The 15396-nt window shown below is 41.0% G+C and carries 8 protein-coding genes; all 8 read right to left on the bottom strand.

Annotated features, from left to right (window positions below):
- Window positions 1-19 precede the first annotated feature (19 nt).
- From AB3G73_RS13900 to AB3G73_RS13865, 8 genes are read right to left on the bottom strand one after another with little or no spacing between them, the layout of a single operon-like run.
- A complete protein-coding gene (locus tag AB3G73_RS13900) occupies window positions 20-2656 on the bottom strand; it encodes an alpha-L-rhamnosidase (protein ID WP_259021628.1) in 2637 nt (878 codons plus the stop codon).
- A 26-nt stretch (window positions 2657-2682) separates the two neighbouring features.
- Window positions 2683-3801, bottom strand: coding sequence for a DUF4972 domain-containing protein (locus tag AB3G73_RS13895; RefSeq protein WP_234133706.1), 1119 nt, complete (start codon window positions 3799-3801; stop codon window positions 2683-2685).
- 4 nt (window positions 3802-3805) lie between these two features.
- On the bottom strand, window positions 3806-4921 hold the full coding sequence (locus tag AB3G73_RS13890; RefSeq protein WP_234133705.1) for a DUF4972 domain-containing protein: 1116 nt from the start codon (window positions 4919-4921) through the stop codon (window positions 3806-3808).
- A 19-nt stretch (window positions 4922-4940) separates the two neighbouring features.
- Window positions 4941-6905, bottom strand: a complete 1965-nt coding sequence (locus AB3G73_RS13885) for a GxGYxYP domain-containing protein (protein ID WP_367745135.1) — start codon at window positions 6903-6905, stop codon at window positions 4941-4943.
- A 33-nt stretch (window positions 6906-6938) separates the two neighbouring features.
- Window positions 6939-9191 carry a glycoside hydrolase family 92 protein gene (locus tag AB3G73_RS13880; RefSeq protein WP_259021627.1) on the bottom strand — a complete coding sequence of 751 codons (2253 nt, stop codon included), beginning with the start codon at window positions 9189-9191 and terminating at the stop codon, window positions 6939-6941.
- An 11-nt stretch (window positions 9192-9202) separates the two neighbouring features.
- Entirely contained in the window at window positions 9203-9898 is a 696-nt protein-coding gene (locus AB3G73_RS13875; RefSeq protein ID WP_234133703.1) for a DUF3823 domain-containing protein, read from the bottom strand.
- Between the two features lie 26 nt (window positions 9899-9924).
- Window positions 9925-11865: a RagB/SusD family nutrient uptake outer membrane protein gene (locus AB3G73_RS13870; RefSeq protein WP_234133702.1), complete on the bottom strand. Its 1941-nt coding sequence runs from the start codon at window positions 11863-11865 to the stop codon at window positions 9925-9927.
- Between the two features lie 12 nt (window positions 11866-11877).
- The gene (locus AB3G73_RS13865) at window positions 11878-15303 is read right to left on the bottom strand and encodes a TonB-dependent receptor (RefSeq protein WP_321027808.1); all 3426 of its coding nucleotides are present in this window, start codon (window positions 15301-15303) and stop codon (window positions 11878-11880) included.
- Window positions 15304-15396: the final 93 nt, after the last annotated feature.

Here is a 15396-nt window from a genome sequence, read left to right as displayed (position 1 = left end):
CCTTTATTATTCTCTTGATTCATTTTGCAGTAGTTTGTAATTCAAAGACATGTGTGCCTGGTTCCAAAGCAACTGTACGACTGTCTTTTATATTAGCAGGCATTGTGAATGTTGCTGTACAGTTAGCAGGAATTGTCACTTCATAAATAATCTTTTTCCCTTTACGTTTCCAATTGGAAACAATCAGACCACTTGGTGATTGATAGCTGATGTTGGCGTAAGTTAGCCCTTTTACAAAATGGGGGGCAAGAAGAATATGCCTGAATCCAGGGTGTTTGGAGTCCGGTTTGATTCCTCCTAAAGCTTTATAGAACCATGCCCCAATCTCTCCGAACATCATGTGATTATCTGAAAATTCACCTGCTCTTTGATAATCCCAATCCTCGATGAGTGCTGTTGCCCCGTTGCTAATCCACCATCCCCAGGAAGGATAGTCTTTTTGAGCGGCCACCTGAAAAGCAAGATCGGCATAACCATTCTCACTTAAAGCATTCAACAATGCTTTGCAACCTAATACTCCTACATCTACATGACATCCGTCTTTCTGTACTTTGTTCGCAAGATTTGCGGCTACTTTGGCTTTCATATCTTCCGGAACCACTCCCCACATAAGTGGAACACTTAATTCTGTCTGACTGCCTCCGGCATATATGCCAGTGTCCCGGTTCAGGTATTTCTTGTTAATCGCTTCTTTGATATTTTCAGCTAAAGTAGTGTATTTTTCGTAGTCATCCTGTTTCCCGAATAGCTTGGCCGCATATGCCAATATGTTGGTATCTACATAATAATAAACGGAAGAGGTTAGTTCTTTGGATGATAGTGTTTTGACAGGTACCCAGTCTCCGCGTCCCCAATCACTTAAATATTGCGGGCTATTACGATCTACATAATCTACATACCTTTTGATGTTTTCGTAACAGTCTTCCAGTAGTTTACTGTCTCCATAGAATAAATAGACATTCCAGGGAATAAGTGCGATTGTACTTGTCCAGTCAAGTCCGTTCTCTGTTCCATATCCCCATCCCGATGTCGGAATAATATCAGGGAGAACCCCGTTAGGTTGTTGTTCATCCCGATGATCTGCAAGCCACTTTTCATAGATAGTCAGTGCGTCATAGTTATACAATCCTGCTTCTATTCCCAGATGTCCGTCTCCTGTCCAACCGTTCTTTTCCCTTTGTGGGCAATCGGTAGGATATCCGAATAAATTAGAAAGATAAGACACATTTGTAGCCTTCCATATTTTATTAATGATTGGATCGGAGGTAGTTACATTTCCTACTTCCGGTACATCATTATGCATGAAATAACCGGTCAGGCATTCTTTCTTTAATTCCGTCGGCTCACTACATGACACTTCCACATACCTGAATCCTTTATAATTGAATTTAGGCATAAAGGTGTCTTTCCCTTTTCCGGAAAGGATATAAGTATCGGTTTGAAATAAATCCTCTTCATCCGTCGGACGATGGAAATTGCTGATACGTCCTAAATCTACTCTGCCGTTTGGTGAGAGCCGTTCGGCATGTATCAGCCGGACAATCGTTCCTGCTTTTCCTTCAATTTTCAGTTGTGTAACTCCTGCTATATTTCTTCCCAAATCGAATACATAGAGTGAATCATTCAATTTATTCATGTATTGTGCCGGGATTGTTTCTACATTCCGGATAGGATATAACTGTTGAGCCACTATATTCTGTGACGGAGCAGAACAAAGATTGACATTGTTCCACTGCGAATCATCAAAATTTGCGGAGTTCCATCCTAGTTGAGCCTTATTAGCATCTTGGTTTTCACCGGTATAGATGTTATTCCTTGTTATTTTCCCTCCCGATGTTTTCCATGTCAGATTGCTGGAGATGATTTCTGTAGAATTGTCATCATACGTGATTCTCAAGTCCAGGCAGAAAGTAGGTCTGTTTCTCCAGGGAGCATTGTTGAAGTTCCATACTCCCAGTGCCTGATGATTATACCAGCCATTGCCAAGGACGACTCCAATAGCGTTGTCTCCCTGATTAATATAGTCAGATACATCATACGTCACATATAATATTCTACGGTCAAAACGTGTAAACATTGGGTCCAGACGGTGATTTCCCACTTTCTCCCCATTGAGTGAAAGTTCATACAAACCTCCCACTGCGATATATGCCCGTGCAGATTTGATTTTTTTGCCAATACTAAACTCTTTTCTAAAATAGGGAGCCGGATGATATTCTTTGGATTGTCCATCACTGATCCATGCACCGTTCCAATCAGAAATATTCATCATTGCAGTCTCGAAAGACGAAACTGCAGATTGATAACGTTCGCCTTCTTTATTGCAAATCCGGACACACCAGTAATATTTGGTAAATGGTTTCAGTTCGTTACCAGCATATACTGTTTGCATTTTGTCGGAAGTAACTTCTCCAGTGTCCCATACTCTTCCGTTATTGTTTATAAGAGAGAGTGAATCTGTGTCTACCATAATACGGTATGTTTGTTGACACGCGCCTTGGCGCGTGTCTTCTAATACCCATGATAACCTCGGGTGTTTATTGTCTATACCTAAAGGGGTCACCAGATGTTCGCATTTTAAAAGGGTGGGAACACCGGTCTGTCCATATAAGTAAGAACACCCTGTTATAAATAAAAGAAATAAAATCTTTTTCATATTTATCTATGTTTCTAGTGGGCAGATTAATTTGGAATCTCGTTCCATTGATAAGCTCCGATAAGCTTAGCTGTATATTTTCCTGTTAAATCTTTTATGTTATTATTGTCTTTCGGTATGGAATTTAACGTCCATCCGCATATCAGGTCTGGTTCTTCTCCCGTCACTTCAGTTTCTCCGGAGTATAACTTCTGAATTTCCTCTCCGGTTTTTGCCGTACTCCAGATATGGATATGTTTCATACTACCATTGGCTGCTTCATTCGTTTTGGTAACTCCTTCCGGTGTTAATTGAGTGAATGCTACCATTGGAATTCCATTATCGTTACTTATGTAATATCTGTCCGGCTTATCAGATTGCTGTGAAGCTACTTCGTTTCCGTTCAGATACATCTTGGTAGTCAGTGCGCCTAGAGTTTCGTCTGTGACAATGGCGACGTGTACCCATTTGTCATAGTTGCCGTCGAAGCTATAACCCGGTTCGAACAAATCCAGATCTTTCGTTCCGTAAGTCATTCGGAAGCGTCCGTTCCATTTGTTTACTCCCCAGCCTTTTCTGATTCCGTTTGCATAATTCTCAATGAAAGTGGAAAGGATATAGGTCGTCTGATCTATGTAATCTAATTTTAGCCAGAACTCCACAGTGAATTTCTGTTGTCCGTCATTACCGAATCTTGAGAATTCCGGATGGACACCGAAGTCGATATAACCGCCTTCACGTCCCTGAACGTATAGCTCTGCCGGAGCCGGTACATAATCTTCTAGGCGGATAGTAGATTTAAAGTTGGATTTCACTTCATTAGATTCAATAATGATACGATCCATCTCGCTGGCAGTTAGCTTTTTGGAGTTCTCCTTCATCTTGGTTAATACTTCCTCTAGTCGGGTGATTTCATTATCCAGTAGCTCTTTGCTGGTTTCAGGGTAGTCTCCTTTCTTCTCGCCATAGGTGGATTCATCCCTCAAAGATTTTATATCTGTAATAATGCTTTCGAGCCTTTCAATGAAAATCTCTGTTTCCTCATTAGCATTGATAGGTGTAGATTGACATTCATCCTCCGAGCAGCCAACAAAAAATAAGGCTAGCAGTAGATATGACAATATGACTATTGCCTGTGGTTTTATATTAAAAAGTTTAGTTTTCATACTCTTATTCGTTTGATGTATTTTTTTCAACCCAAGTGTAGTTGCCTACCAGTTTAGCTGAATATTTACCGGTTAAATCTTTAATATCATTTTCATCCATAGCCAGTTTGTCAAATGTCCATCCGCAAACTAAGTCTGCTTCTTTACCGGTTACGGCAGTCTCACCGTTTTTCAGTTTGACAATTTCTTCCTGGGTCTTGGCAGAACTCCATATATGAAGATGTTTGATACTTCCATCTGCGCTTTCCCATGTTTTGAGAGCTCCTGCAGGAGTCATAGCGACGAAGGCGGTCATTGATACATTGTGGTCATTGGATATGTAATATCTTTCCGGTTTGCTGGATTGTTCGGAAGAAACCTCTTCACCGTCCATGTATATCTTTGTAGATAAAACTCCTGAACGTTCGTCGGTAACGATCGCTATATGTACCCATTTATCATAATTATCACCAAAACTGAATCCCGGTTCAAACAGGTCGACCTCTTTTATACCGTAAGTGATACGGAACCGGTTGTTATCCCGGAAACGGTTGATTCCCCAGCCCTTTCTGATACCCGCACCATAATCTTCGATGAAAGTCGATAAAATGTAGTTGGTTTGATCTGTCGATTTCAAATCTATCCAGAACTCGATGGTGAAGACTTGTTGACCGTCTTCTCCGAATCTGGAAAATTCCGGGTGTACTCCAAAATCAATATAACCTCCTTTGGAACCATAGACATATAAGTCCGCAGGAACAACCAAGTCTTCCGTTCGTATCGTATTTTTAAATTGTAGGATTAAGTTGTCCGCTTCTTCCAGCATCTTTGCCGTTGCATCGGGTAGTTCCTGGGTGTTAACTTTATTCTCTTTAATGTCTTGCAGGAAGTTTTTCAGTTTAATTTCCGCTTCTTCGAGAATAGCTCTGCTACTTTCCGGATACATTCCTTTCCGCAACCCATATTTAGCTTCGTTCTGTATGTCTGTCACTACTTTTATCTTCTTTCCTATTTGTTCAGTATATTCGTATACTTTCACTCCATTATCTTCATTGTCGGAGCAAGCACTAAAAGAGAATACAAACAATATTTGTATGACTAATAACCAGATGATCTGATGTCTTATTATGATGGTTTTCATATTCGTATACTTTTTATAGTTAGTAGATTCCTCCTTCTTGTATATACTTTTTGATTGTTGCAGCCAAATCCATCGGGAGCATGTATTCATAAGTATTTGGATAGTCACGATCCAGCTTTTCAAGTTCTTTAATCAGCCGTTCGTACATCACAACTTTTCCTGCTTCCACTCCGTAATCGGATACAAGAATATAGATATTCTTGAATATAGGTCTGCGCTCACTGGGAGATGTGGAAAGTAGTGCACGATAGACATCGCCTTCTTTGGAACATTGTTCTCCCTGATCGATACGTACAGTGCCATTCACATACTTGCAATTAGCTCCTTCTGCATTGGTACGGCTGGAACCGTCCATTACCAGGTCAAGGCCGCTTCCTTCCATGTATTGCTTGAAATTAGCCTGATTGTCCGTACTCCATAAATGGGCTGTATGGAAACCGGCTGTTGAGAGCCACTTTTTATTTAGAGCCAACCATTCATCGTATTTACCACTAAGGGCGTATTTGTCTCCGAAGATGAATTGCATACCCGAAGGACCGGCTGTTAATTCATCATTCTGTGTCATGTTCTTATAAAAGAATTCCAGCAGGTTAGGATTCAGCTCCTGTAAAACGGCAGGCATTGTTACAGCAACAGGCACCTCGCCGCGTCTCTTACCCTCTTTGAAGATCCGATATAAGATATTAGCAGCATACTGTATATTATCTCCATCGCTCAAACTGATTGAAACATATACCTTACCCGGTTGGACTTCTCCGGCAATACCCCGTCGCTGTTGGAAAGACTTGTTGGGATAGCTGCACCAGAAACTGGCATTGGCATAATAATCACTGACAACAAATCCCAGATTGTGTGTATTGATTGCCAGATTCAGGTCGTCTCCAATTGTATTCATACCGAATCCTAAAACAGAAGAACCGACCGGATAATCAATCTTATTGAAGATACGTTCCATGAGAGTCTTGTCACTTTCATTCGTTTCATTCAACCAAAATACAAAACCTTTGGATGCAGCTGCATAATCGTAAATTTTCCAGGGACTGCTGACATAGTCTCCTCTCAACCCGGCAGAGAAGCACAGTGTCTTGTGGCAATTGACAGCCAGATTATCAATAGCCCAATTATAGGCGTCATTTTTGTTGGTCCATCTGCCTCTGATATCTACGATCTCTTTATTCCAGCCTCCCAAGTCGTTGATGATATAATTTTTGAGATCTTCTGTGACAGGGATCGCATGTTCCTGTGCAGCCATCATTTGGGCGATACACCAGGTCCATTGATCGTCCGGACTCCAAACGATTAGTTTGTTGAATACATCTTTATACTTGTTGTAGAAAGCTGTGAAGCCGGGATTGTTCGTCTGGGGAGCAGTGATTAGTTGATAATTACATCCGGCATCGTTCAACTGATCTAAATGCTGGTCTTCCCATATCAGATAGGTCTTGGCAAACTCTTGATTGACTATCCCCTGCATGACTGAAGTCACCACTTTGGCAAGGCTCTCATCTTTTCTTACATCGAAAACATCCAATTCGCTTGCTGGCTTATTCTTGAAGAATAAGCCGGATTGCGGTGTCTCCTGACTATTGTAATCAATCAAAGGGTGTATCTTTTGTGCCCAATTATTTACGATACGAACGGTAATTCCTTGCGATAATTGTCCGCTGGCCGTTTCCACTTTCAGTTCAAATTGATAACTTTTCGATTGATCGTTATTGGTAATGCTGAACTTTGCCTGTTGCACTCCCTTGGCAACAGATTCCTGCTGATCGGTCTGCAGATCCTTGACGATCACGTTCTTAATGTTTTTGATATAGGGATCTATCCAAGTTACTACCGCTTTATCATCCACTAATTTAGCCTGTGCTGCTCTGACTTCATTAATAGGTTCTGTGACAGCTCCCGAACAATCCTTATCGCTGCATGACCACATAGCGGTCAATATCACCATAAGGAAAAATCTTAAACTATTTATTGTATTCATCGTATTATTTTTTATTATTTACACAATTAGTCTTTAATCATATTTTTCTGCCGATGGAGGGATACTACCAGAATTGGAACCCCAATTCTTGTTTGCCCTGTTTCCCATCGTTACTATTAATTGTCCGCCATCTTTTATATCCTCCTGTCCAAACCACGGCTTATCCCATACTTTGCCGTTGAGAGTGGCTGACTGGATATAAATATTATCGGGAGAATAATTCCGGGCTATAATTTCAAAATAGCCATTATTCCCTATATTGATTTTTACCTTCTTGAAAACTGGGCTTCCAATATTATAAGCAGGTATTCCCGGAGTTACAGGATAAAATCCCATCATTGAGAACACTACGAAGGCAGACATGCCACCACCGTCTTCATCTCCCGGAACGCCCATCAAGTCATTGCGAAACCATTGATTGAGTAACCTGCGAATCCGTTTTTGCGCCATCCACGGCTGGCCTGCATAATTGTACAGGTAGGGGATATGTAAACAGGGTTCGTTGGCCATTGAAAATTGTCCTGCATTTCCTGTATGATCGGGCAACTGTTGGTAGAAATCATATCTGTTTCTACCCAAGGGTTCTCTGAAAGTCTGATTTAGATTTCTGATGAAATTCTCATTGCCTCCCATCAGGGATATTAGGTCTGCAGGATTATGCTGCACATCCCAACGATAAATCCAACCATTGTTCTCTCCATAATAATCCCTGCAACCCTGTCCGCCAGAAAAACGGTAATCGAAAGGTTCGATGAAGTTTCCGTTTATGTCTTTCGGATGAAAGAAACCTGTAGCGTGATTATAGAGGTTACGATATGCATAAGAATCTTTCAAATACAGTTTATAATCCTGTTCTTTGTGCAAACTTTTAGCGGTTTGGGCTAAACACCATTTGTCGTAACAATCTCCTAATGTGACGGCTACGGCCTGACGCTTTTCGCCGTTATGTACCTCCTGGCAGGTTTCTGCTTCACCGGGGTGTAATGCCGGAAAGAAACCGTTTTTATGATAAAACCTATCAAGTTCGGTTAATGGAAGTTTCTGCCAGGGGAGCAATGTCTTTTCCATAATGGCTTTTTGGCAAGCTTCGTAGGCTCTCTCCAATGAAAAGTTTGTCAATCCTTTACTATATGCATCCCATATAACAGCAATAGCATGATTGCCGTTCATCCGATGGCTGTCGCCTGTTACTTCCGGGAAAGTAGGCATCCACCCTTGAGGGGTTTGCTCGGCCATACGGATGTAGGAGCTTATCATATCACATTCTATTTCAGGCTCGATGAGAACCCGTAATGGATGAGTAGCCCGGTATGTATCCCAAATCCAGTCATCGGTATAAAAGGGAATTCCGTTATCATCGTGCACCTTACAGTCGAATGCGCTGTAATATCTGCCATCTTCAGAGATGTTTATCATGCGTTCATAAGTGCGGTACAATGAAGTATAAAACACACTTTTATCGTTTTCCGTGCCTCCTTCTACTGTGATTTTACCGAGTTTCTTATTCCAGATTTTTTTTCCTTGGCTAGCTACGGTTTGCACATCATAGGTCCGGATATCACGTTTTAGGTTTTTCTTTGCCTGCTCTTCGCTGATGAAAGAGATTCCATAACGAAGGTGTATTTTCTTCTGTGCTCCAAAAGAGATGATAAGGCTTTTTCCTTGTTTTTGCTTATCATCTAGTGAACCGTTGATTAACGCTCCCGCTTTTTTATATCTCTGCTCTGTCTCTAAATATAAAAAGATTCGGGTGGGTGTTCCGTCTATGATCTGGTATCCGCTAATGCCGTCAGGAGTCACTTTTAGCAGACCGTCACGGGAGTGTATGATAATGTGGTTATCTCCCTCTTTTTCGAAGTTGATCTGATAGATACCTGCTTGATAAGACGGAGCATAATTTACATTTATATCCACTTCATCCAGATAAACAGAATAAGTATACGGGGTTAGTTTCTCCGAGTTGTATGAATAGTTGATGACCTCTTCGGGATAATAATCCCCCTGAACAGGACTGATCCGGAAGGCGGAACTACCTCTGTGACTGGTAGTAGCAACCGGCAAACCGTGAATCATATCTGATGTAAAATCACCTCTTTCAGGACAAACACGCAACATGGAATTTGGCAGGTGCACAGTAGGGTAGGTAGGAATCAACAGGTGACTGATATTCCCCATATATGGGTTCACATAGTCCACCGGAGACTTCTTTTCTGTACTGTTAGGGGCACCTGAAAGCGCCAAAGGAAATACCATGCATAATGTGCTTATTATGGTAATTAGTCTCATTGTTCTTTTTCTTATAGATTTAATTTTACAGCAGTAGCATAATTATATTTAGTCTCGCTTCCTTGAGACTGTGCTCCGATACGAAAGTAGTAACTTTTCCCGCTTAGTAATGTCGAAGAATATTCGTCCAGATTGATAGACAACTGGAATTCTTCGCCATCGGCGATTGCTCTGTTCAGTTCGATTGTCTTATTTACCAGATTTAATTTGCTGGAGACATCGATGTGAGAGTAAGCAAACAAAGAAACACGGTATACTTTGTTGCTAGTCACTTGTTCCAATTTGAACTTGGCTGTTACTACTCTGTCTTTCAATTGTATTTCTGGTTCGATAATTCTTAGATAAGGCACTACCTCAAATACTTTGAAGTTGTCTCCCGGATGAATCTTCATGTCAATCGTATCCTGTGCTACAAAGTTACCCCGGTTCAGAATGATCTTATAATTGCCCGAAAACATCAGGCTGTTATTGAATGTTCCGTCTTTCTTGATGACCATATTCTGTACGGAGGGATTTTCCCAACCTTGTTCTATGTAATAGATGCGGGAACCGTCGGAGATTTCTTGTGGAATCAGTTCTCCTGTCTTTTTATCTCTGATTTCACCCGAGAAGGTCGCATCCGGTCCGTCGAAATTATCTTTTTCGCAAGATGTAATAAGCATGATTGCTGCCAGTACAATACCAGATATAAATAAGTTTCTTTTCATATTCAAATGATTTATATTGTTCTGTATTATGGATTTTGTACCAATCCGTTTGATTCAATGCCCGGAATATCTTTATAATACCATGAATATTCGAACGTTTTTGCTTCCAGTCCCAATGGGTTGACACGAACAAAGATGTAGCAGGGAGGATTCTTTCGCAAATCAATGAAAGGTACTAATCCTTTTCTGGTTCTGGTTTGGAATTCTTTATGGAATGTACGCCAGCGAACAAGATCCCAACGCCTTTTGTTTTCAAAAGCCAGTTCGACGAAACGTTCTTTTCTGACATTGCTTTGTGTCAAGGCTATTTCATCTTTATGGGCAGCTCTTTTACGGACTTCATTCAATGCTTTTTTTCCTTTCTCTATTTCGGCGGAAGTCGGTTCGGATTTCTCGATAATTGCTTCAGCGTAATTCAGAAGAATTTCTCCGTAGCGATAGTCTATCCAATCTTGGGTACTTCTGCTCCATTCTTGTTCTACCGGATTTTCTATTTGCATAAACTTCTTGAATAAGAATCCGCTTCGGGTATAGTGTCCCAATGTCGGGTCGAATCCGGAGTATAACGTTCCGTTTTCTGCACCGTATGTATAATAAGTCAGCCCGTCTTGTCCTTTTTCAGAAGCTTGGGTACGATAGTAATAACCCGAACCGTCGGATTTTACCAACCCGCCTTGAATGATGATTTTTGTGCTTCCCCAATTTTGGCCGGGAAAAAGTACCATTGCATTTAAACGGGCGTCTCTTCCTTCAAAAGCCTTGAAAGGGTTGTCTTTGGGGAACGTCAGATAGTCGGTGGAAAGTCCGAAACCATTGTAATCATTTTCATTTCCGTCTGTACGGGTTTGGATAGGTTTCACCTTTCCTTGTCCGTCATCGGTATAATCTTCGAATGAGTCGATAAATTCCAGAGTTGGATTCATTCGTCCCGGAAAAAGGTTTAAGTTTGTTTGCCGGGGACTAAACCATACATCGTAATTATGTGCCAGAGAGGTGTTTGCTACATAGCTTTTTATGAATATAGGCTCTCTGACGCCATCCAGACATTGGCTTGGATGTTCAAAAAGTTTCTGATAATTGGTTGCTGCTTCTGTCGGATCTGCCGGAGTCGGTTTGTATAATCCGAATTTACCACTTTCCATAATCTTTTCAGAGGCATCTATGCATTGCGAGTAGAATTCGTCGGCATATATTGCTTCTATCCCTGCCAGGTGTTGTTCAACGGCGGGACCGGAGAATGACACGTAGGGCTGATGAGAAAATTTGGCAACAGATGCTGCAAATAATGCTGCTCTGGATTTTAATGCTAAAGTAGCCCATTTGTCTCCTCTTCTCGGATTATTTTCTATTAATGTCTGGTCATCTATCCCCTCAAATGCTGCTACTGCACGGTCGCAGTCAGCTAATATAAAATCCCAGGTTGCTTTTTCTGTGCTTCGGGGGACTTTAAGCGATTCGATGTTCCCTTCATATTCCTGCGGCTTTTCTATCAGGGGCACACCGCCATACCGCCTGGCTAAGGCAAAGTAGGTATATGCTCTTAGAAAGTATGCCTCTGCATTGAGTTTCTTTTTTTCGTTCTCGCTGATAATGGTCAGGGTAGGAACGATCTCCAGTAGACTGTTGACATCACGGATTAATTTGTATCCTTCCTCCCAATAGTCAAAACGTTCTTCACCCCAGTCGTTGTATTCGGGATGGATGGCTTCGTCGCAGTAATGGGCGGCCATAAAACCTCCGTTGTTCACTTCATTTCCCATACCGATGTTAAAGCCTCTGTTAGGAGAGTAGTTGAAATCTTCAATGGGGAGTCTTCCGTATAAATTAGCTAAATGAGCCTGTATACCTTCGGAAGTTGCAAATAATTGGTTCGGTAATATCTTATTTCTAGGTTCTAAATCCAGAAAATCACTGCAACTGACCAGTGTAAACAATGTGCATAGTAATAAATAATGTACCTTTTTCATATCATAGTCGATTTAAAAGTTCATTGTCAATCCAAAATTAAAAGTACGGTTCAGAGGATAATTTAATCCGGCGTTATAGTCACCCTCTATTTTTTCAGGATCGAAGGCTTTAACAAACGGATCGCAGAAAGTCAATAGGTTGTATCCGTTGATGTAGAGCCTTAGTTTGTCAATTCCTACATTCTTCAATAGTTTAGAGTCGAACGTATATCCGATTTCAACAGATTTAAGACGCAGGTAGGAGGCGTCTTTACGCCAGATTTCCGAGTCTCTTGTATATAAGGCTCCCATATCCTGTTCCAAGCGGGCAGCCGGCCATTTTCCGGGAATCCATTTACTGTTTGCATCATAAGGATCTTCCCGATGCCATCTGTCAAAGAAATATTCAGGGAAGTTTCCTCCTTTCAGGTATAGCATGGTGGCATATACTTCATTAAACTGGACGGTGTATAGGGCAGACCCTTGAAACAGTGCATAGAAGTCGAAGTTCTTCCAATTGGCCTGAACATTGAAACCGAAGTGGATAAGTGGAGAGCTTGACCAGAATAAAGGTACTTTATCCATGTCGTTTACGACACCGTCACCATTCAGGTCTTTTAAAATGTAATCTCCCGGCAGTTCTTTAGAGTTACCGTTATCACCATTTTGGATAGGAGAGGTCGCTATCTGGTCCTCATTTTGGAAACGTCCGTCTACCTGATATCCCCAGATAAAATCATTCCAACGTCCTGATGCCTTGTTCTTCCACTGGTCCCAGCTGCTTGTAAATGGGCCGCGTTCGATATGCCGGTTTTTAGTACGTGCCAGATTGAAATTTCCACTGATAACATAATGAAAATCTCTGAATGTCTTTTCGTGCGACAAGCTGAATTCGATACCTTGGGTTCTGTCTCCGTTTAAGTTTTCTTGAGGCAGGGAAGCTCCGAATGTATTGGGAAGTGAACCGTATCTATTGGCTAACAAACCGCTACGTGTTCTTTGATACAAATCAAACTCAACAGAAAACAATCGGTTGAAGATTGAAAAATCCACTCCGACATTGAACATGTTGATCTTTATCCAGGTTAGATTTTGGTTAATCATTACCGGACTTGATACTCCATTGGTATATTTTCCGGCAGAAAAGGAGTATCCTCCGTTATTTAAGCCGTAGCCGGCAATATATTGGAACGGATCACCGGCGTCTTGTCCGGAAAGCCCTGCGGATGCTCTTAATTTGAGGTTATCGATAAAAGTGAAATTATCTTTTATGAAATCTTCTTCCGAGATTCTCCAGCCTATTGAACCTGAAGGAAAAAATGCCCATCGGTTTTCCGGTGCATATCGGTAGGAACCGTCGTATCTGAAAGCGGCTTCTGCCAGATATTTTCCTTTATAATCGTAAGTGAGTCGTCCTATATGAGATAGGAACGCCTGATGATCTGAAGAACCCGATACTAGCTGGTCGGCTGCACGACCATAATCAAGTTCGTCAATGGCATAAAAATCGAATTTCCGTTCTCCGTTGGTCCAGTTAGCTTTTTCTTCTCTGCTTTCAAAAACATAGGTTGCTGAAAGGTGATGATCTTTAAAAGTTTTGTCGTAAGAAAGCTGTAATTGCATATCCATACGTTCCGACTCTTTGTTGTTAGCCTGGATGAGGGCGGGCAAGTAAGCATCTGTCGGAGTATATTCACCTGTGTATTCTCCATAAGTATATGTTCTTAACCCTTTTCGTACTCCTTTATAAGTATAGTTGTTATAATCATATACAAAAGAAGCTTTGGCCTTTAGTCCTTTGACATACGGGACACTGTATTCCAAAGAAAACTGCGTTTGCAGATTCTTGTTTTTCTCGAGTCCGTATCCTGAATAGTCTTTGTCGCTGATGGCAGCAGGATTGGCCTGATAAGAGAAGTTGTTGTAATAGTTCGGATTCCCGTTTGCATAAATAGTGCTGGTTGGCGGATTGATACGGGTTCCTTTGAAAATATCAAAGAAAGACAACCACGGACGGTCTGTAACATCATATCTTCCACCGATATTCATGGATGCGGTTAAATTATCAGTTATCTTTAAACTTACATTCGAACGTAGTGTGAATTTGTCATAAGTGAGTGCACGGTTCTTTAGTAAGCTATTGTCGGTTGAGTATCCAAGGCTACCGTAGTAAGTCATTTTCTCCGTACCTCCTTCTAGTGACAGGGTTGCTTGGTATTGAGTGGCCACGTCGTTGAATACGGCATCATATAGGTCTGTGCTTTGATAACCGGGAGCTCCTTGTTGCCATTTAACCAATTCTTCCGGTGTAATGTATCCCGGACGACCGGCATTCAATTCCGCTTCGTTACGAATCGTCATGTATTGAGCGGCATTGGCCATTTTAGGAACATCGGTTGGCGAAGAAATACCTGCATTGGCATTTACTGTAATCCGGGGCTTTCCTAAAGCTCCTTTTTTAGTAGTGACAATAATCGCTCCATTCGCGGAATTCATTCCGTAAATAGCAGCTGTTGCATCCTTTAGAAAAGAAATGTTTTCAATGTCTTCTGGGTTCAATCGCTGGAATTCACTGGAACCGTCTCTGACTACTCCGTCAATGATGAATAAGGGATTTCCCAATCCTCTAAGGTTGATGTCAGAACTGAACTTACCCGGTTCGCCATTTTGTTGCCTGATTCTCAATCCTGATACCTTTCCTTGTATGACTTGAGCCAAACTCGGTGATTTTGTTTTAATAATATCCGATGATTTCAGGTTGTATATGGCACCGGTCAGACTTTCCTTTTTTTGTACTCCGTAACCAACGACTACCACTTCTTCTAAAGCCAGAGAAGAAGGTGCTAATTTGATAATTCCTAAATCTGACTGTTCTTTAACTTGTATCTCTTTATTCTCATAACCTAAATAAGAAATACTTAAAATGGTAGAATTTTCGGAAATGTCGAGACTGAATATACCGTCCAAGTCCGTAATGCTTCCCATTCCACTTTTTTTGTTTTGTACACTGGCACCTATTACGGGACTACCAGTTTCGTCAATAATTCGTCCGGTGACTTTACGTTTGTCACTTTTTTGTGCTTTCTTTATTGGCCGATATACGGTAATACGTTTATTCTCAACTTCATATTTCAAATCTGTTCCTGCAAATAACATAGCCAAGATCTCACGTACTGTTTTGTTTTTGGCATCGATAGAAACTATTTGCTTGAGATTGACATCATTGTTTCTTACTAAAAATGAATAACTAGTTTTCGATTCGATATCATTGAATACAGTGCCTAATGCAACATTTTTATGTTGTATTGAAATTTTAATGTCCTGTAATGGCAGTTCTGAAGCTGATACTGGGATTTGAAATAAGATGAATACGATTAAAAACGACCATCGTATAGATACAAAATCGGCTTTCGAATGATAAAATAAATAAATCATTCTCCTATACAGATTATTTTTCATACATTTGTATTGATTAAAAGATTATTTAAAAAATAATTTGATCGCGGATCGGAGTAACATGGCCCATATGTGACTCCGATTCTTTTTTAAGAG

This window comes from Bacteroides sp. L008, from assembly GCF_040812255.1.
In the GTDB taxonomy this organism is placed as follows: domain Bacteria; phylum Bacteroidota; class Bacteroidia; order Bacteroidales; family Bacteroidaceae; genus Bacteroides; species Bacteroides vicugnae.
Note: the sequence above shows the minus strand (reverse complement) of the source record. Positions and strands in the feature narration are given on the sequence as shown.